Genomic DNA, 18,425 nt, shown 5'->3' on the forward strand with positions numbered 1-18,425 from the left:
CCCCTCATGGGCTCGGGGGTGCGGGCGCCGCTTCGCGCGGGCGGGCCCGGGGTCAGCGCCGCAGCAGCAGCGGGGCGAGTTCGCGCAGCTGGGCGGTCTGCTCCTCGACGGTGGGCGCCAGCGGCTGCACGCTGACGTGGTCGGCGCCCGCGGCCAGGTGGGCGTTGACCCGCTCGGCGACGGCGGCGGCGTCGCCCCAGCCCACGAGGGCGTCGACCAGTGCGTCGCTGCCTGTGCCGTTCTGGGCGGTCAAATCCTCCTCGCTCCAGCCCAGTTCGCGCAGGTTGTTGACGTAGTTGGGCAGCGACAGGTAGATGGCGGTGTACTCGCGGGCGCGCGTGCGGGCGTGTTCGGGGTCGGTGGTGATCACGACCGCCTGCTCGGGCGCCAGCAGGGGCTCGGGGCCCAGCACGGCGCGCGCCTTGGCGGTGTGCTCGGGCGTGGTGAAGTAGGGGTGGGCGCCCTGGGCGCGGTCGCGGGCCAGCTCCAGCATGCGGGGCCGCAGGGCGGCCAGCACCCGGGGCACGGGCGCGCGCAGCGGGGCGGCGTAGGAGGCGGCGGCGTCCATGGCGTCGAGGTACTCGCGCACGGCGGTCAGCGGCTTGGCGTAGGTGCGCCCGCGCGCGGCGACCAGGGGCGGGTGGCTGGCGCCCAGGCCGAGCACGAACCGGTCGGGCCAGGCGTCGGCCAGGGTGTCGGCGGCGGTGGTGGCGAGGATGGCGTCGCGCGACCAGATGCTGGCGATCCCGGTGGCGACGGTGAGGCGCTGGGTGGCCGACAGCAGCACCGCGGCCTTGGACAGCGCCTCGCTGCCTCCGGGGTAGTCGCCGCCGAACCACAGGGCGCCCAGGCCGATGTCCTCGATCTCGGCCGCCGCCCGGCGCAGGGTGGCGGCGGGGGTGGCGAAGAGGGTGGTCCCCAGCCACGCCCCGTAGGGGCCGATGCGCTCCTTGAGTGCGGCCGGGTCGGTCCGCGGGTGCGTCTGCTGCTCGCTCATCAAGCGTCCTCACGTCAGGTGGAAACTCCGCTGCCGTCTGCAGGCGAAGCTACTGCATGTTCGCGAGGATGTGAACATGGCGCGCGCCATAAGGGAGTGCCATAATCGGGGGATGCCCAGCCGCACCTCGACCCCGCTCGACCACCCCGAGGAACGCGAGTTGGAGTTCGCCCGCGTCATGGCCGCGCTGAGCGATCCCGTGCGCCTCGGCATCATCGCGACCCTGGCCGACCACCCCGGGCTGCCGTGCGGGCGGTTCGACCTGCCCGTGGGCAAGTCCGCGGCCAGCCGCCACTTCCGCGTCCTGCGCGAGGCCGGCCTGCTGCGCCAGTGGGACGACGGCACCCGCCGGCGCAACGACCTGCGCCGCGCGGAGTTGGACCGCCGCTTCCCCGGCCTTCTCGACCTCGCCATCGACGAGGGCCGCAGGCGCGGCCGGGCGGGCGTGTCCGAAACCGAGGATCGCTGCTTCTGGCACAGCCGCGCCTGACGCGGCTGTGCTCAGCGGTCGCCCAGGGCCCGTTCGACGTTGGCGGCCATGACCGACAGCACCCGCACCGCCTCGGCGTACTGCTCGGGGGTGAGGCCGTCGGCGGCGGCGGCGCGGGCCGCCGCGATGCGCTCGGCGATGTCGGCGTGGGCCGCGCGGCCGGCGCCGGTCAGCGCGAGGGTGCCGTCCTCCTCGTCCGGGGCCTCGGCTCCGCCCGAGGCGGTCCAGCCGCGGTCGGCGAGCGCGGCCAGGACCTCGTCCAGGGAAGGGCCCTCGCTGTCGTTCCAGAACGGCGCCAGCGCCTCGGCCAGTTGCCCGCGGCGGGCGGGGGAGCGGCTGAGGGTGTTGAGGACCTGCCAGTGGCGGCGCAGGAGCCCGTGGTCGGCGAGTTCGGCCGCGGGTTGGCGCTCCAGCAGGCCGTCGAGGTGCTTGAGCCAGAAGCCGATGGGCGCTTCGCCGCCGGTCATGCCGCCTCCCGTAAAATATGTCTTTTAGCATGTTGTTGTCTTTGATTATGTGACCGGATGGAGCGATGGTCAACACAGAACCCGAGGCCGCCGACGCCCAGGCGGCCGCGGTCGAGGCCGCCATGACGGCGCTGCGCTCGGCTTACCGCAGGCGCACCCTGGCGCGGGCCGCCCGGCGCAGGGGCGAACGCGCCGGCCGCCACGGCGCGCTGCCGGACGCGGTCGTGGAACTCCTGGACGCGGTGGCCGCCGCCGAGGACCGGGGCGCGCCGCTCACGGTCACCGAGGCCGCGGGGCTGCTCGGCGTCGACCAGCCCCGCGCCAGCCGCTTGGCCGCGCGGGCGCACGGCGACGGGCTGCTGCGGCGCGGCGCCGACCAGCGCGACGGCCGCCGTTCCCCCCTGGCCGTCACCGATGAGGGCCGCGCCGTGCTGGCGGCCGTGCGGGACTTCCGCCGCAGGGTGGTGGCCGAGGCGCTGGCGGAGTGGCCCGCCGCCGACCGCGCCGCCCTCGCCCGGCTGCTCGACCGCTTCGTGCGGGACTTCTCCGCCGCCGCCCGGAACTGACGGCCCCGGCCCCACGGCGGCGCGGTGCCGTGTGAGCGCACGCGAAACGGCCGGGCACCCCCAGGGGGAGGCCCGGCCGCATCGCCCGCTCGCCCGCGGCGCCGTTGGGCTACATCACCCCGTGCGGGGCGAACTGCTCGGGCAGGCGGGACGCCGCCGCCCGGTCCAGCAGGAACAGGGTGCGCGAGCGGCCCCACACCCCGGCGGCCGGGACCTGTGTGGGGCCCGCGCCGCTGAGGGCCAGCCGCACGGCGTCGGCCTTGCCCTCGCCCGAGGCGATCACCCACACCTCCCGCGCCGAGCGGATCGCCGGGAACGTCAGCGAGATCCGGGTGGGCGGCGGCTTGGGCGCACCGCGTACGGCCACCACCGGGCGCTCCTCCTCATACAGCGCCGGCTGCTCGGGGAACAGCGACGCGACATGGGAGTCGGGGCCGATCCCCAGCATGCACACGTCGAACGCGGGCACCGGGGAGTGGTCCTCGGGCCGCGCCGCGCGCGCGAGCTCGTCGGCGTAGCGCTCGGCCGCCCGCTCCGGGTCGTCGCCGTCGGGGCCGTCAGGCGCGGGCATCGGGTGCACCCGCGCCGGGTCCAGCCCGACGCGGTCCAGCAGCGCCGCCCGCGCCTGGGTCTCGTTGCGCTCGGGGTCGCCCGTGGGCAGGAACCGCTCGTCGCCCCACCACACGTCCAGACGGCGCCAGTCCACGGCGTCGCGCGCCGGGGCGGCGGCCAGTTCGGTCAGCACGGCGATGCCGATGCCGCCGCCCGTGAGCACGATCGAGGCCGAGCCCTGCGCGGTCTGGGCGTCGACCAGCCGCGTCACGATACGCGCCGCCGTGGCCTTGGCCAGCAGCGAGGAGTCGGGGTGGACGATCGCGCCGGGGCGGCTCACACGGGCTCCTCGGTGCGGTCGAGCATGGCCGCCATGAACTTGGCGGTGCGCTCGTAGACCTCGTCCGCGTCGAGGCGGCGCAGTTCCTCGGCCAGCGCCTCCGCCGGGCGGCGGCGGGCCAGCGCGACCGTCTGGTCGGGCTGGTTGGGCCGGGTCAGGGTGGCGACGCGGCCGTCGTAGCGCTGGAGGTTGATGTCGCCGTTCTCGGTGATCAGCCGCGCACCGGTGATACCGGGGCCGTTGGAGGTGGTGCGCTCCACCCGCACCTCCAGTTGGTCGGCCAGCCAGGCCACCAGCAGGTCGGCGCTGGGGTACTGCGTCTCGGCGGTGACCTCGGCTTGGGTGACCCACCCGCACGGCTGGTCCATCGTGCTGGCCAGCAGCGACCGCCAGGGCGTCAGCCGGGTCCAGGTGAGGTCGGTGTCGCCGGGCTGGTAGTTGCGGATGCGGTTCAGCAGGTCGGCGACGGGGTCGGCGGCGCGCAGCGCGTCGGTGATGCGGCGGTGCGCGAGCCGGCCCACGGGGTCGGCGCTGGGGTTGGCGGGGCCCACACCCGGCCACCACGCCACGACCGGGGCGTCGGGCACCAGCAGCGGCGTGACCACGGAGCCGGGGTGGTCGCCCAGCGGGCCGTAGAGGCGCAGCAGCAGCGCCTCGCCCGGCCCGGCGGTGCCGGGGCGGCGGATCTCGGCGTCGATGGCGGGCTCGGCCTCGGGGTCGCGCCGGATCAGCGCGAGGATGCGCGAGGGGTGCTCGCGGCCGGCCTCGGTGGCGGCGCGGACCGCGTCGTAGTGGTCGGCCTCGTCGGTCACCACGATCAGGGTGAGGACCATGTTGAGCGCACCCCCGCCGACGCTGTGCCGCTCGGCGGTCAGGGCCTCGGAGATCTGCGAGGTGGTGGTGCGCGGCAGGTACAGCGTCATGGGTGTCGCCTCCCAAAGGACGTCTGGAGAGCCTGGAGGGCCGGAGTGGCGCGGGGCGCCCGGACGGCCCGGAGAGCCTGGGGAGAACGGCCGGGGCGGTTGTCCACAGGCCGGGCAATCGGGTTGGCGGCGCGCGCGGGCCCGGTGCCACGGTGGATCCATGGACACCGGACTCCCGTTTGGCCTTCGCCTCCGCACACCGCCGCCACCGGCCGTGTGCCCGGCCGCGCCCCCGCCGGCGCGTGCCGGCCGGTCATGGGCGCCGCCACTGGCGGCCGTCGCGGGCCAGCAGGTCGTGGCCCGACTGCGGGCCCCAGGTGCCCGCCTCGTACTGGTCGGGGCGGCCCTCCTTGGCCCAGAACTCCTCGATCGGGTCGAGGATCCGCCACGACAGCTCCACTTCCTCCTGCCGGGGGAACAGGGGCGGGTCGCCGATCAGCACGTCCAGGATCAGCCGCTCGTAGGCCTCCGGGCTCGCCTCGGTGAACGACTGCCCGTAGGCGAAGTCCATGGTGACGTCGCGGACCTCCATCGACGCCCCGGGCACCTTCGACCCGAACCGCAGTGTCACGCCCTCGTCGGGCTGGATCCGCAGCACCAGGGAGTTCTGCCCCAGGTCCTCCACGTCCACCGAGCTGAACACCTGGTGGGGCGCCCGCTGGAACACCAGCGCCACCTCGGTCACCCGGCGGCCCAGGCGCTTGCCCGTGCGCAGGTAGAACGGCACCCCGGCCCACCGGCGGCTGTTCACGCCCAGCTTCAGCGCGGCGTAGGTCTCGGTGATGGAGTTGGCGGGGATCCCCTCCTCCTCCAGGTAGCCCGGCACGTACATCCCGCCCTGCCAGCCGGCCGCGTACTGCCCGCGCGCCGTGCCGGTGACCAGGTCCTCGGGCAGTTGCACCGCCTCCAGCACCTTCTGCTTCTCGGCGCGGATGCTGTCGGCGCTGAACGTCACCGGCTCCTCCATGGCCACCAGCGCCAGCAGCTGCAGCAGGTGGTTCTGGATCACGTCGCGGGCGGCGCCGATCCCGTCGTAGTAGCCCGCGCGGCCGCCCACGCCGATGTCCTCGGCCATGGTGATCTGCACGTGGTCCACGTAGTTGCGGTTCCACAGCGGCTCGAACAGCGTGTTGGCGAACCGCAGCGCCATGATGTTCTGGACCGTTTCCTTGCCCAGGTAGTGGTCGATCCGGAACACCGACTGCGGCGGGAACACGTCGTCCACCACCGCGTTCAGCTCGCGGGCGCTCTCCAGGTCGTGGCCGAACGGCTTCTCGATGATCACGCGCCGCCAGGCGCCGTCCTCCGACTCCGCCAGGTTCGACCGCTTGAGCTGCTTGACCACGGTGGGGAACAGCTTGGGCGGCAGCGACAGGTAGAACGCGTAGTTGCCGCCCGTGCCCCGGTCGGCGTCCAGGGCGCGCACCGTGCGCGCCAGTTCGTCGAACGCCGCGTCGTCGTGCAGCTCGCCCGACACGAACCGCACGCCCTCGCTCAGCTGGCGCCAGACGTCCTCGCGGAACGGCGTCCGCGCGTGCTGGCGCACCGCCTCGTGCGCCTGGGCGGCGAAGTCCTGGTCCTCCCAGTCGCGGCGGGCGAACCCCACCAGGCCGAAGCCCGGCGGCAGCAGCCCGCGGTTGGCCAGGTCGTAGATCGCGGGGAGCAGCTTCTTGCGGGCCAGGTCGCCCGTGACTCCGAACAGAACGAGCACACTGGGGCCTGCGATGCGGGGCAGCCGGCGGTCCAGTTCGCTGCGCAACGGGTTCGGAATCGCTCCCGGCATCACCGGTTCTTTCAACGTCGACTCCCGTGTCGGTGTGGTGGCTGTCCGCCGTGGCGGCGGGTGGGTGCGCGCCGCTGTCCTGCGGGGCCGGGCCGGCGGCGCTCGGTCGCCCCTGTCATCGCCCCGCCGCTTCTCCTTGCACCCCCGGAGGTCCCGGCGGTCGGATTCCGGCGGCCCCGGCGGGCGCGCTGGGGCGCCCGCCCGGGGGCTCCGCCCGGCGCTCCGGTGTGCCCCGCGGCGCGGGGCGCTCCGTGGCCCGCCGGGCGCGGGGCCGCTCAGACCTGCCGGTTGAGCTGCTCGGTGACCCGCGCCAGCAGCCCTTCCCAGGACTTCGCGAACTTGTCGACGCCTTCGTCCTCCAGGACCTTGACCACCTCCTCGTAGTCGATCCCCAGCGCCGCGATCGCGTCCAGGTCGGCCTGGGCCTGGGCGTAGGTGCCGCGCACGGTGTCGCCGGTGATCTCGGCGTGGTCGGCGGTGGCCTCCAGGGTCGCCTCGGGCATGGTGTTGACCGTGCCCGGCGCCACCAGCTGGGTCACATAGCGGGTGTCGTCGTAGGAGGGGTCCTTCACCCCGGTCGACGCCCACAGCGGCCGCTGCGGCGAGGCGCCGGCCGCGGCCAGGGCCTTCCACCGCTCCGAGGAGAACACCTCCTCATAGGCCTGGTAGGCCAGGCGGGCGTTGGCGATCGCGGCGCGGCCCCGCAGCTGCGCGGCCTCGTCGGTGCCGATCTTCTCCAGCCGCTTGTCGATCTCGGTGTCCACCCGGCTGACGAAGAACGACGCCACCGACTGGATCTGCGACACGTCGAGGCCGTTCTCGCGCGCCTTCTCCAGGCCCGACAGGAACGCGTCCATGACACCCCGGTAGCGCTCCAGCGAGAAGATCAGCGTGACGTTGACGTTGATCCCCTCCGACAGCGCCTGGGTGATCGCCGGCAGGCCCTCGGCGGTCGCGGGGATCTTGATGAACAGGTTGGGGCGGTCCACCAGCCACCACAGGGCGCGCGCCTCGGCGGCGGTGCGCTCGGTGTCGCGGGCGAGCCGGGGGTCGACCTCCAGCGACACCCGGCCGTCGAGCCGGCCGGTCGCCTCGTAGGTGTCGCGCAGGACGTCGGCGGCCCAGCGGATGTCGTAGGCGGTGATCGCCCGCACGGCCTCGTCGACCGACACCCCGCGCACCGCGAGGTCGCGCAGCTGGTCGTCGTAGGCGTCGCCCTCCTTGAGGGCCTTGTCGAAGATGGTCGGGTTGGAGGTCACCCCCACCACGCTGCGTTCGTCGATCAGCTTCTTGAGGTTGCCCGAGCGCAGCCGCTCCCGGCTGATGTCGTCCAGCCAGACGGCGACGCCCTCGCCGGACAGTGTCTGCAACGGATTCGTCATGACCTCGCTCTTCCTCGTCGCTGTGGCTCCAGGCCGCGGCGGCGGGCGCTCGGCGCGCCCGCCCCGGCGCGGCGGAGGGCCTTCCTTAAGGCTCCTCACCTCGGAAAGGCCCTCCGAACCCGATCAATTCCCGGTGGTCGAACCCCGCTCGCCGCCGAGCTTGGCGAGGCTTGCGTGCACCGCCGCGACTACCCGCTCGGGGGTGAGTCCGAACTGCTCGTAGAGGGTGGTGTAGGGCGCCGACGCGCCGAAGTGCTCCAGGCTGACCGCCACGCCGGCCTCGCCGATGAACTCGTGCCAGCCCAGCGCCACGCCGGCCTCCACCGACACCCGCGCGCGCACCGACGACGGCAGCACGCTGTTGCGGTAGGCGGAGTCCTGCGCCCGGAACCACTCCACGCTGGGCATCGACACCACGCGGGTGGGGGTGCCCGACTCCTCCAGGCGGGCGCGCGCCTCCAGCGCGATCGTCACCTCGCTGCCTGTCGCGATGATCAGCGCCTGGGGCTGGCCGTTGCCCGCCTCGGCGAGGATGTACCCGCCCTTGGCGGCGTTGTCGGCCGAGGCCAGCTCGGTGCGGTCCAGCGTGGGCACGTTCTGCCGGGTCAGCGCCAGTGCCGCCGGGCGCTCCCGCTGGCTCAGGATGGTCCGCCAGGCCACGGCCGTCTCGTTGGCGTCGGCGGGGCGCACCACGTCCAGGCCCGGGATCGCGCGCAGCGACCACAGGTGCTCCACCGGCTGGTGGGTGGGGCCGTCCTCGCCCAGGCCGATCGAGTCGTGGGTCCACACGTAGGTCACGGGCAGGCCCATGAGCGCGGCCAGGCGCACCGCCGGGCGCATGTAGTCGCTGAACACCAGGAACGTGCCGCCGTAGGGGCGGGTGGGGCCGTGCAGCGCCATCCCGTTGAGGATCGCGCCCATGCCGTGCTCGCGGATGCCGAAGTGCAGCACCCGGCCGAACCGGTTGCCCGAGAACGCCTTGGTGGAGTACTCCTCGGGGATGAACGACGGCTCGCCCTTGGGCGTGGTGTTGTTGGAGCCCGCCAGGTCGGCCGACCCGCCCCACAGCTCGGGCAGCACCGGCGCGATCGCGCTCAGCACCTCGCCGCTCGCCTTGCGGGTGGCCATGCCCTTCTCGCTGGCCTCGAACACCGGAAGCGCCTTCTCCCAGTCCTGGGGGAGCCGCCCGGAGTGCAGCCGGTCGAACAGGTCGGCGCGCTCGCCGGCGTTCTCGCGCCAGGCGGCGAACTCGCCCTCCCACGCCGAGCGGGCGGCCCGGCCGCGCTCCACCGCGCGGCGGGTGTGCTCGATCACGTCCTCGGCCACCTCGAACGAGTGGGCCGGGTCCAGGCCCATGGCCTCCTTGGTGGCCGCGACCTCCTCGGCGCCCATGGCCGCGCCGTGGATCGCGCCGGTGTTCTGCTTGTTGGGCGAGGGCCACCCGATGATCGTGCGGAGCCGGATGAACGACGGCCGCTCGGTCTCGGCCTGGGCCGCCAGCACCGCGCGGTGCAGCGCCTCGACGTCCTCGGAGTAGGAGCCGCCGGCGGTCCAGTCGACCTCCTGCACGTGCCAGCCGTAGGCGCGGTAGCGGGCGGCGACATCCTCGGAGAACGCGATCTGGGTGTCGTCCTCGATGGAGATGTGATTGTCGTCGTAGATCAGCACCAGGTTGCCGAGCTTCTGGGTGCCGGCCAGCGCGCTGGCCTCGTGGCTGACACCCTCCTGCACGTCGCCGTCGGAGCAGATCGCGTAGACGAAGTGGTCGAACGGGCTCTCGCCGGGCGCCGACTCCGGGTCGAACAGGCCGCGCTCGCGGCGGGCGGCCATGGCCATGCCCACCGCGTTGCCGATGCCCTGGCCCAGCGGGCCGGTGGTGGTCTCGACACCGGGGGTGTGGTGCACCTCGGGGTGGCCGGGGGTGAGGCTGTCCCACTGGCGCAGGCGCTTGAGGTCGTCCAGGGTCAGGCCGTAGCCGGCGAGGTAGAGCTGGATGTAGAGGGTGAGGCTGGAGTGGCCGCACGACAGCACGAACCGGTCGCGGCCCACCCAGGCCGGCTCGGAGGGGTCGTGCCGCATGATCTTCTGGAACAGCAGGTAGGCCGCCGGCGCCAGGCTCATGGCGGTGCCGGGGTGACCTGAACCCGCCTCCTCAACCGCGTCCATCGCGAGCGCGCGCACCGTGTCGACCGCGCGCCGGTCGAGATCCGACCACTCAAGGGCTTGGGAGGTGTCGCTTTTCACGCGGGCTCAGGGCTCCTTTCGGGCATCCGGCGACTCCCGGCCGATAGTTTCGGCCGGGTCGCGAATGTAGTGAGTTGTCCGAGGTCGCGTGCCTGCCGAAGGCAGCCGTCCACGGGGACTACCGCCGCACGGTGGCCGCCGATCCGCTCGGCTGACGCCCGGACGCGGGCCCGAACCCGGCCCCGTCGCCCGCCGAACACGACAGGTTCGACCATCTGCGAGCCTATCGTCCCAATGCCGACCCGGGCATGTTCGACACGTCTCACAGCGCGCGGCGCACGGCCTGCAACGCGCCCGGAACGGCGCTGATCGCGGCACTCGCGGCGGCGCTCTGGCGCACCGGGTGGCCAGGTACCCGCAGGCGGGGGCGGGGGCGGGAGCGGGGGTGGGGATGGGAGTCGGGCGGTGCGAGGGCGCGGGTGGGAGAGCGAGGGCGGGGTGGGGTGACGGCACGGGGTGGGCGAGGGGAGGTGGGGGTGGGGGGAGGGGACCGCAAAAGCGGGCGAGGCGCGGCGCGCGACGCCGGTGCGACGGCGGCGAGTCGGTGGAGAAGTGGAGAAGGCGAGGCCGCAGAGGAGGGCAGGGCACGGGGCTGCGGTGGGGCGGGGCTTGCGCGGCCGGCGCGTTGCCCGTAGGGCGCGTGCGTTGGGGGAACAGGCCGGGGTTTCGCCGGATGGCGGATTCCACGTGCTCGGCGCGCACGGTGACGCGCCCCCGCGTGGCGCGCTGTGCGCTTAGGCGCTGGGCGTGCGACCCTGCCAGCGGGCCCCGCGCCGCGCCCGGCCGGGTGCCGACCCGCACCGCGCCCCGCGTCGCAGGAAGTCAGCGCGCCTTCGGGCGCCGAAACCGCCCCGGTCAAGCCCGCTCGCGGGCAAGTACTACAGTATGTCGTTGACGGGGTTGTCGCGGGACCTGGCGTGGCGCCGGGATGCGGCCCCCGCGACGGCGAGCAAAACACCCCTGAGTTCCTTTGAGGTTGCGCGTGTCAGTGTCCGGAGTGCGGATGACCCCCGATTCCTCGGCGCCCGGCGCCGAGCCGACCGCGCGGCGGCGCTGATGGCCCTCGCGAACCGCGCGGCCTCCGGCGGCGGTGGCGGCAGCCCCGCGCCCGAGGCCCCCGACCACCTCGACGCCGGTCCCCGCACCCGGCGCTCCGCCTTCGGCGCGCACGTGCGCGCCTACGTGGCGCTGTCCAAGCCCCGCGTCATCGAACTGCTGCTGATCACCACCATCCCGGTGATGTTCGTGGCGGCGCAGGGCGTGCCCCCGCTGTGGACGGCGGTCGCCACCCTGGTCTTCGGCACGATGTCGGCGGCCAGCGCCAACGCGATCAACTGCTACATCGACCGCGACATCGACCAGGAGATGCGGCGCACCCGCCGCCGTCCGGTCGCCATGGCGCAGGTGACCCCGCGCGGCACCATCATCTACGGACTGGTCCTGGCGGTGGGCTCCACGGTCGGGTTCGCGCTGCTGGTCAACCTGCTGTCGGCGGCGCTGTCGCTGTTCGCGATCCTCTTCTACATCTTCGTCTACACCCTGCTGCTCAAGCGGCGCACCGCCCAGAACGTCGTCTGGGGCGGAATCGCGGGCTGCATGCCGGTGCTCATCGGCTGGAGCGCGGTCACCAACCGCCTCGACTGGGCGCCGTTCGTGCTGTTCCTCGTGGTGTTCTTCTGGACCCCGCCGCACACCTGGGCGCTGGCCATGCGCTACCGCGAGGACTACGCCGCCGCCAAGGTGCCCATGCTGCCGGTGGTGGCCGGCGAGCGCCGCGTGCTGCTGGAGTGCGTCCTCTACAGCTGGGCCACGGTCGCCACCTCGCTGCTGCTGTGGCCGGTGGCCGGCACCACCCTGCTCTACCCGGTTGTGGCGGCCGTGCTGGGCGCCGTGCTCCTGGTGCAGGCCCACCGCCTGCTGGCGCGGGTCCGCGCCGGGGTCAGCGGCGCGCAACTGCGCACCATGGGGTTCTTCCACCTGTCCAACGCCTACCTCGCGCTGCTGTTCTGCGCGGTGACGGTCGACCCGCTGCTGGCGGGTGTACTGGCGTAGGAAGGCACAGGCGGCATACGCACGTAGGCGCGCGGGGTCCGGGTCGGGGGTACCGGGCCCCGCGCGGTGCTTTCGGGGACCGGTCGACGGTGCCCGGTGGCGTCGGCGGCTGGTCGGTGGCCGGTGGAACGGCCCGAGGGCACCGGCAGATCGCTTCCGCCGGTGGGTGGCTGAGGTGGCGACGGGGGCGCCGAGGAGGCGGGCGGAGGGCCTTGCCTACCCCGCCTCCAGGACACGGCGCAGTGTCCGGCGCCCGATGCGGCTCATGGGCGGGTTGCTGTCGCGGTAGTACCAGACCGGGCCCAACGCCTGTTCCAGAGCCCACGCCCGGCCGCGCTCCCATTCCGCGTCGTCGCTGCCCAGCGCCTCGCGCAGCGCCTGCCGGGACCCTTCCTCCACCAGGTGCCAGGCGCCGACGAGGCCGAGCGCGGGGTCGGCCGGTCCCAGCCCGCCCGCGTCGAGCACCCCGGTGATGCGTCCCTCGCGCACGAGGAGGGTGCCCGGCATCAGGTCGGTGTGGCTCATCACGTCGGGCGACTCGCCCCGGGGCAGGTCCCGCACGTCCTCCCAGTGGCCCCGCAGGCGCGGAACGTCCAGCAGCCCCCCGCTGCGCTCCAGGGGCGGGCCGGCCCACTGCGGGAACCGGGCGGCGACAAGGGCGGCGGCCGTCGGCTCCGCCACCGTGATCTGGCCGGCGGGCATGCGCATCGGCACAGCCTGCCACCGCGCGTCCGCACCGGCACCGGATTTTCTCGGAGGCGCCCGGCGGCCCGCCGGCCGCGTGGCCGGTAGTGGCCGCGCCGGGCGCGGGGAAGCGGCAACGCCCGTCCTGCCCGGTGATCGGCCTGCTCGCGAGGCCCCTGTGATTTAGGACGGGGGCGTTGACGCACTACGATCTGGGGCCATGCCCGCACTTGACACTAAAGCCATTCTGGAGGGGCGCAAGCCCGGTCGCCGCTCCATCGGCCTCACCATCGGCATCGTCGTCAGCGTGTTCTGCATGCTGCTGATGCTCGTCTACCTGCTGTGGTCGGGCCTGGCGGGCGGCGGTGTGGCCGGCGTCGTCGGGTTCTTCCTCAGCCTCTTCGCCGCCATCATCCCGGTGGCGATCCTGGTGCCCCTCATCCTGCTGCTGGACCGCCTGGAACCCGAACCCGGCAGCATGCTGCTGTTCGCGTTCCTGTGGGGTGCGGGCGTGGCCGTGGTGGTGTCTTTCGTCCTCAACACCGCGGGCATGGAACTGCTCGCGGTGCCCGCCTTCGGCCAGGACATGGGCGAGTTCGTGTCCACGGCCGTGGGCGCCCCGCTGGTCGAGGAGAGCGCCAAGGGCATGGTGCTGCTCATCCTGCTGTGGCGGCGCCGCTACGAGATCGACTCCATGACCGACGGCGTCACCTACGCCGCGATGGTCGCCACCGGGTTCGCCTTCACCGAGAACATCCTCTACTTCCTCAGCTCGTTCCTGGACCAGGGGATGTTCGGCCTGGGCTTCACTTTCGTCCTGCGCGGGCTCATCGCGCCGTTCGGCCACCCGCTCTACACAGCGATGATCGGCATCGGTGTGGCCTACGCCGCCATCAACCGCGGCGGCGGCCGCCTCTTCGCCCCGTTCCTGGGCTGGGTGGGCGCGGTCATCCTGCACGGCCTGTGGAACGGCTCCACCGTCTTCGGCTGGCTCGGGCTGGGCATCGCCTACGTGGTGCTGTTCTTCGTGCTGCTGTCGATCATCGTGCTGGCCGTCCAGGACCGCCGCCGCCAGGTGGCGGCCATCGCGCAGTTCCTGCCGCCCTACACCTCCACCGGCCTGGTCACCCCGGCCGACATCCGCATGCTCAGCTCCATGCCGGGCCGCCGGGGCGCGCGCTCCTGGGCGCAGCGCAACGCCGGGCAGCGCGGGCGCAACGCCATGCGCGACTACCAGTTGGCCGCCACCGAGCTGGCGCTGCTGCACCAGCGGCTGGCCCGGGGCGTCACCCGCCCGCACTGGGAGGAGCGCCGCGACAGCTTCCTGGCGCTGATGCACGCCGCCCGCGTGGCGTTCCTGGGCCACGTGCAGCAGCCGGTGGCGCCGGCGTGGGCGCCCAAGGCCACCGATTCGGGCTTCCTCCAGCGGGCGGACTTCGCCCACGTGATCGCCCAGGCCCAGGCCCGGCGCGACGCCGCCCAGCAGGGCCGCCCGCCGCACCCGCCCGGGCCGGGCACGCCGCCTAGCGGGGGGCGGCCGCCGTACCCGCCGCAGCAGCCGCCGTACCCGCCCCAGCCTCCGCAGAGCTGGTAGGCGCGACGCGCTCGGCCGTGGCGAAGTAGGTCCGCAGGATCGCGGTCCACACCACGGCCGAGCCCAGCACGTGCAGCACCACCAGCCACTCGGGCAGGCCCAGCGCGTACTGGGTGTAGCCCAGCGCCCCCTGGGCGAGCACGGCCGCCGCGAGCAGCAGGGCCGAGGTGCGCAGCACCTTCGGGCCGCGCCGCAGGGTCAGCACCACCAGCGCCAGCGCGCCCAGCAGCACCAGCCAGGCCAGCGCCGAGTGCACCCGCGCCACAGTGACCATGTCGAAGTCCCATCGGGGCGCGCCGGGGTCGCCGCCGTGCGGTCCGGTGCCGGTGACCACGGTCCCGGCCACCAGGAGCGCGAACCCGACCGGCACCAGAGCGGTGGCCAGCGGGCGCACCCACCGCGGCGCGGTCACGCGCAGCGGCCCCTCGGGCTCGCGGCAGCGCACGTAGTAGGCCACGCACGGGACCACCACGACGGTGGAGAGCAGGAAGTGCGCGGCGACCGAGGCCGGGTGCAGGTCGCTCCAGACGGTGATGCCGCCGACCACGCCCTGGCCGAGCACGCCCAGCGGGATGACGGTGGCCAGCGTGAGCAGGTCGCGGCGGCGGGGCCGGCTGCGCAGGGTGGCGATGAAGACGATGACGCCCACGGCCAGCACCAGGAAGGTCAGCGTCCGGTTGCCGAACTCGATCGCGGCGTTGATCGGGCTGTGCCCGGTGCCCACCGGGACGAAGCTCTCCTCGGTGCAGCGCGGCCACTCCGAGCAGCCCAGGCCCGACGAGGTGACCCGCACCGTGGCGCCGGTGACCGCGATCCCGGCGTTGACCACGATGTTGCCGAGTCCCCACCAGCGCAGTGCCGCCGTGGTGGGCCGCCAGACGGTCCGGGCCAGTGCCGCGAGGACCAGGACGCCCACCACCGCGAAGGCGATTTGCCACACCCACAGGGGCTGGGAGAAGAGTTCGAGTTCGGGCGCCGCGACAGGCGCCGGAGCTGGGAGACCGCGCATACGACAGACTGTAGTACCTGGTTCGGCGGACCCCGCACGGGGCGGCGCGTGCCGCGCCCGAGTCCGGGTAGCCGCCTCCTGTGTCGGATCACCTGGGAGTATTAGTCTTGGCTTATATTAGTCGCGACTGTATTTTTGTGCGATGAACGCGTTCGACGTCCTCGGCGACCCGGTCCGCCGCCGGATCCTCGAACTGCTCGCGGAGGGCGAGGCCACCTCCGGAGCGGTGAGCGCGGTCATCCGGGAGGAGTTCGGAATCAGCCAGCCCGCCGTCTCGCAGCACCTCAAGGTCCTGCGCGACAGCGGATTCGCCACCGTGCGTCCCCAGGGCGCGCGCCGCCTCTACGCGGTCAACCCCGAACCCCTCCGCGACATCGACCAGTGGCTCGACCGCTTCCGGCGCTTTTGGACACCGCGCCTGGAGGCACTGGCCACCGAACTGGCCCGGGGCCGGCGGGAGCGCCGGCTCGCCGCCGGGCAGGGCGGCGCGGCCGAGCAGCGGCCGGGCGCGCCCGACGCCCCGGGCTGAGGACCCATCCGAGGCAGAGGAGACCACCATGATCGACGTCACCCACCAGATCAGCGCCGTGCGCCGCCGACTGGGCACGCGCATGCTGGAGGCGGGCGAGGCGCGCGTCTCGACGATCAGCCAGACCTACGACGCCCCGCTGGAGGACGTCTGGGACGCCTGCACCAACCCCGAGCGGATCCCCCGGTGGTTCCTGCCCGTCACGGGCGACCTGCGCGAGGGCGGCCACTACCAGCTCGAGGGCAACGCGGGCGGCACCGTCCTCTCCTGCGAGCCGCCCACCGCCTTCACCGCCACCTGGGAGTACGGCGACAACGTCAGCTGGATCGAGGTCTCCCTGGGCGCCGAGCCCACCGGCACCCGCGTGGAGCTGGTGCACATCGCCCACGTCGACGACGACCTGTGGGCGCAGTTCGGCCCCGGCGCCACGGGCGTGGGCTGGGACATGGCGCTGCTGGGCCTGTCCCGGCACCTGGCCTCCGGTGTCGCGCTCGACCCCGCCGAGGTCGAGCGCTGGAGCGCCTCCGAGGAGGGCCGCCGGTTCGTGGAGCTGAGCAGCGACCGCTGGCGCCAGGCCAACGTGGAGGCCGGCGCCGACGAGGCCGCCGCCAAGGCCGCCGCCGACCGCACCACCGCCTTCTACACGGGAGCCGACGCCCCCGAGCCCGGCGCCTGAGCCCCCGGTCCGCGCGCGGCACCCGCCACACGGGGGTGTCCGCCGGCGCGCCCCGCGCCCGCGGACACCCCCGCCCCCGCCGGGGTCCCCTCAGCGCCCCGCCGGCGCCGCCGCCTCGCCCGACCGGTCGGCCGGGGCGAACTGGGTGCGGTACAGCACCTCGTAGCGCCCGCCCGCCGCCAGCAGCTCCTCGTGCGTGCCGCGCTCCACGATCCGCCCGTGCTCGACCACCAGGATCTGGTCGGCGGCGCGCACGGTGGAGAGCCGGTGCGCGATCACCACGGCCGTGCGCCCCTCCAGCGCCTCGGCCAGCGCCTCCTGCACCGCCGCCTCGGAGGTGGCGTCCAGGTGCGCCGTGGCCTCGTCGAGGATCACCACCCGGGGCCGGGCCAGCAGCAGCCGCGCGATGGTCAGCCGCTGCCGCTCGCCGCCGGAGAGCCGGTAGCCGCGCTCGCCCACCACCGTGTCCAGGCCGTCGGGCAGCTCGGCCACCAGGTCCTCCAGCCGCGCCCGGCGCAGCGCGTCCCACAGTTCGTCGTCGCCCGCCTCGGGCCGGGCCAGCAGCAGGTTGGCCCGCACGGTGTCGTGGAACAGGTGGCCGTCCTGGGTGACCATGCCCAGCACCTGGCGCAGCGACTCCGCGGTGAGGTCGCGCACGTCCACCCCGCCCAGCCGGACCGCGCCGCTGTCGACGTCGTAGAGGCGCGGCAGCAGCGCCGCGATGGTGGACTTGCCCGCGCCCGAGGACCCCACCAGCGCCACGGTCTGGCCGGGCTCGGCGCGGAAGGTGACGTCGTGCAGCACCTGGTCGCCGCCGCGCGTGTCGAGCACGGCGACCTCCTCCAGCGACGCCAGCGACACCTTGTCGGCGGCGGGATAGGCGAACCCGACGTGGTCGAACTCCACCGACACCGGGCCCTCGGGTACTGTCCGCGCGCCGGGCCGCTCGGTGATCATCGGAGCGAGGTCCAGCACCTCGAAGACCCGCTCGAAGCTCACCAGCGCGCTCATGACCTCCACCCGCGCCCCGGCCAGCTCGGTCAGCGGCGCGTACAGCCGGGTCAGCAGCATCGCCAGGGACACCACGGCGCCGGCCGCGAGCTCGTCGCGCAGCGCCAGGAACCCGCCCAGGCCGTAGACCAGCGCCAGGGCCAGTGCCGACACCAGGGTCAGCGCGGTCATGAACACCGTCTGCACCATGGCCGTGCGCACGCCGATGTCGCGCACCCGCCGCGCCCGCGCGCGGAACTCCGCCGACTCCCGCTCGGGCCGGCCGAACAGCTTCACCAGGGTGGCGCCGCCCGCCGAGAACCGCTCGGTCATCTGCGTGCCCATGGCCGCGTTGTGCGCCGCCGCCTCGCGCTCCAGCCGCGCCAGGCGGCTGCCCATGCGCCGCGCCGGCACCACGAACACCGGGAGCAGCAGCAGCGAGATCAGCGTGATCTGCCACGACAGCGCCAGCATGGCGGCCAGCGTCAGCGCTAGGGTGACCAGGTTGCCCACCACGCCCGAGAGGGTGTCGCTGAAGGCCCGCTGCGCCCCGATGACGTCGTTGTTGAGCCGGCTGACGAGCGCGCCGGTGCGGGTGCGGGTGAAGAACGCGATCGGCATGCGCTGCACGTGGTCGTAGACGGCCGAGCGCAGGTCCAGGATCAGGCCCTCGCCGATGCCCGCCGACAGCCACCGCTGGAGCAGGCCCAGCCCGGCCTCGGCGACGGCGATGCCCGCGATCAGCGCGGCGAGGCCGACCACGACGTCGAAGGGCTCACCGTGGACGATCGCGTCGACGATCCGCCCGGCCAGCAGGGGAGTGGCCACCGCCAGCGCCGCCACCACGCTGCTCAGCAGCACGAACCAGCCCAGGGTGCGCCGGTGCGGGCGGGCGAACCGGCCGATCCGGCGCAGGGTCGGCCACGAGAACGGCCGCCGGTCCTCCTGCGCGTGCATCGCGTTGTACATCGATGTCCACGCGCTGACCTCCATGCTCATCGGCTTCACCCTTTTCGTCGTCGTCGGCGGCCGCACGGCCGTTCCTACCGGCTCCCTGCGACAGACCGGACGATAATTCCTCTACCTAACTTGAGGTCAAGTCGGTGCGGACGCCGCCCGCGGCCCCGGCCCTCCGCCGCGGCCGGGC

Annotated in this window: 16 protein-coding genes; 6 read left to right on the plus strand and 10 right to left on the minus strand. The window is 74.0% G+C overall.

What is annotated here, in order from left to right; genetic code table 11:
* Positions 1–52: 52 nt before the first annotated feature.
* Positions 53–997, minus strand: coding sequence for a TIGR03620 family F420-dependent LLM class oxidoreductase (locus HNR12_RS25865; protein ID WP_179769982.1), 945 nt, complete (start codon positions 995–997; stop codon positions 53–55).
* A 112-nt stretch (positions 998–1,109) separates the two neighbouring features.
* Between HNR12_RS25865 and HNR12_RS25870 the strand changes: the two genes are divergently transcribed.
* Complete coding sequence (locus HNR12_RS25870; protein WP_179769983.1) at positions 1,110–1,487, plus strand: ArsR/SmtB family transcription factor; 378 nt, start codon at positions 1,110–1,112, stop codon at positions 1,485–1,487.
* 11 nt (positions 1,488–1,498) lie between these two features.
* Here HNR12_RS25870 and HNR12_RS25875 read toward each other — a convergent pair whose 3' ends face one another.
* Entirely contained in the window at positions 1,499–1,954 is a 456-nt protein-coding gene (locus HNR12_RS25875) for a MarR family winged helix-turn-helix transcriptional regulator (RefSeq protein WP_179769984.1), read from the minus strand.
* A 65-nt stretch (positions 1,955–2,019) separates the two neighbouring features.
* Between HNR12_RS25875 and HNR12_RS25880 the strand changes: the two genes are divergently transcribed.
* Positions 2,020–2,520 (plus strand): MarR family winged helix-turn-helix transcriptional regulator, encoded by a 501-nt coding sequence (locus tag HNR12_RS25880; protein WP_179769985.1) that lies wholly within the window; start codon positions 2,020–2,022, stop codon positions 2,518–2,520.
* A 109-nt stretch (positions 2,521–2,629) separates the two neighbouring features.
* On the opposite strand, the gene pgl is transcribed toward HNR12_RS25880, so the two are convergent.
* The 5 genes from pgl to tkt all read right to left on the minus strand — a co-directional run bounded on the left by pgl (position 2,630) and on the right by tkt (position 9,744).
* Positions 2,630–3,412 (minus strand): 6-phosphogluconolactonase, encoded by a 783-nt coding sequence (pgl, locus tag HNR12_RS25885; RefSeq protein WP_179769986.1) that lies wholly within the window; start codon positions 3,410–3,412, stop codon positions 2,630–2,632.
* A complete protein-coding gene (locus HNR12_RS25890; RefSeq protein ID WP_179769987.1) occupies positions 3,409–4,335 on the minus strand; it encodes a glucose-6-phosphate dehydrogenase assembly protein OpcA in 927 nt (308 codons plus the stop codon). Before HNR12_RS25890 ends, pgl begins: the two co-directional genes overlap by 4 nt.
* Positions 4,336–4,588: 253 nt before the next feature.
* Positions 4,589–6,118, minus strand: coding sequence for a glucose-6-phosphate dehydrogenase (gene zwf, locus HNR12_RS25895; RefSeq protein WP_179769988.1), 1,530 nt, complete (start codon positions 6,116–6,118; stop codon positions 4,589–4,591).
* A gap of 275 nt (positions 6,119–6,393) precedes the next feature.
* Positions 6,394–7,500 (minus strand): transaldolase, encoded by a 1,107-nt coding sequence (gene tal / locus HNR12_RS25900; RefSeq protein ID WP_179769989.1) that lies wholly within the window; start codon positions 7,498–7,500, stop codon positions 6,394–6,396.
* A 123-nt stretch (positions 7,501–7,623) separates the two neighbouring features.
* Entirely contained in the window at positions 7,624–9,744 is a 2,121-nt protein-coding gene (gene tkt / locus HNR12_RS25905; RefSeq protein ID WP_179769990.1) for a transketolase, read from the minus strand.
* 1,056 nt (positions 9,745–10,800) lie between these two features.
* Between tkt and HNR12_RS25910 the strand changes: the two genes are divergently transcribed.
* The gene (locus HNR12_RS25910; RefSeq protein ID WP_179769991.1) at positions 10,801–11,796 is read left to right on the plus strand and encodes a heme o synthase; all 996 of its coding nucleotides are present in this window, start codon (positions 10,801–10,803) and stop codon (positions 11,794–11,796) included.
* Between the two features lie 216 nt (positions 11,797–12,012).
* Here the strand turns inward: HNR12_RS25910 and HNR12_RS25915 are convergent, their stop codons facing one another.
* Positions 12,013–12,504, minus strand: a complete 492-nt coding sequence (locus HNR12_RS25915; RefSeq protein WP_179769992.1) for a phosphotransferase — start codon at positions 12,502–12,504, stop codon at positions 12,013–12,015.
* 196 nt (positions 12,505–12,700) lie between these two features.
* Between HNR12_RS25915 and HNR12_RS25920 the strand changes: the two genes are divergently transcribed.
* The gene (locus HNR12_RS25920) at positions 12,701–14,074 is read left to right on the plus strand and encodes a PrsW family intramembrane metalloprotease (protein ID WP_179769993.1); all 1,374 of its coding nucleotides are present in this window, start codon (positions 12,701–12,703) and stop codon (positions 14,072–14,074) included.
* On the opposite strand, the gene HNR12_RS25925 is transcribed toward HNR12_RS25920, so the two are convergent.
* A complete protein-coding gene (locus HNR12_RS25925) occupies positions 14,004–15,083 on the minus strand; it encodes a COX15/CtaA family protein (protein ID WP_179769994.1) in 1,080 nt (359 codons plus the stop codon). The two genes, HNR12_RS25920 and HNR12_RS25925, sit on opposite strands and share 71 nt — an antisense overlap.
* Before the next feature lie 142 nt (positions 15,084–15,225).
* On the opposite strand from HNR12_RS25925, the gene HNR12_RS25930 reads away from it, so the two are divergent.
* Both HNR12_RS25930 and HNR12_RS25935 read left to right on the plus strand, forming a co-directional pair.
* On the plus strand, positions 15,226–15,612 hold the full coding sequence (locus HNR12_RS25930; RefSeq protein WP_179769995.1) for an ArsR/SmtB family transcription factor: 387 nt from the start codon (positions 15,226–15,228) through the stop codon (positions 15,610–15,612).
* 28 nt (positions 15,613–15,640) lie between these two features.
* Positions 15,641–16,288, plus strand: a complete 648-nt coding sequence (locus HNR12_RS25935) for an SRPBCC family protein (RefSeq protein WP_179769996.1) — start codon at positions 15,641–15,643, stop codon at positions 16,286–16,288.
* Positions 16,289–16,378: 90 nt separating this feature from the next.
* Here the strand turns inward: HNR12_RS25935 and HNR12_RS25940 are convergent, their stop codons facing one another.
* A complete protein-coding gene (locus HNR12_RS25940) occupies positions 16,379–18,277 on the minus strand; it encodes an ABC transporter ATP-binding protein (RefSeq protein WP_179769997.1) in 1,899 nt (632 codons plus the stop codon).
* Positions 18,278–18,425 lie beyond the last annotated feature (148 nt).

Source organism: Streptomonospora nanhaiensis (assembly GCF_013410565.1).
In the GTDB taxonomy this organism is placed as follows: domain Bacteria; phylum Actinomycetota; class Actinomycetes; order Streptosporangiales; family Streptosporangiaceae; genus Streptomonospora; species Streptomonospora nanhaiensis.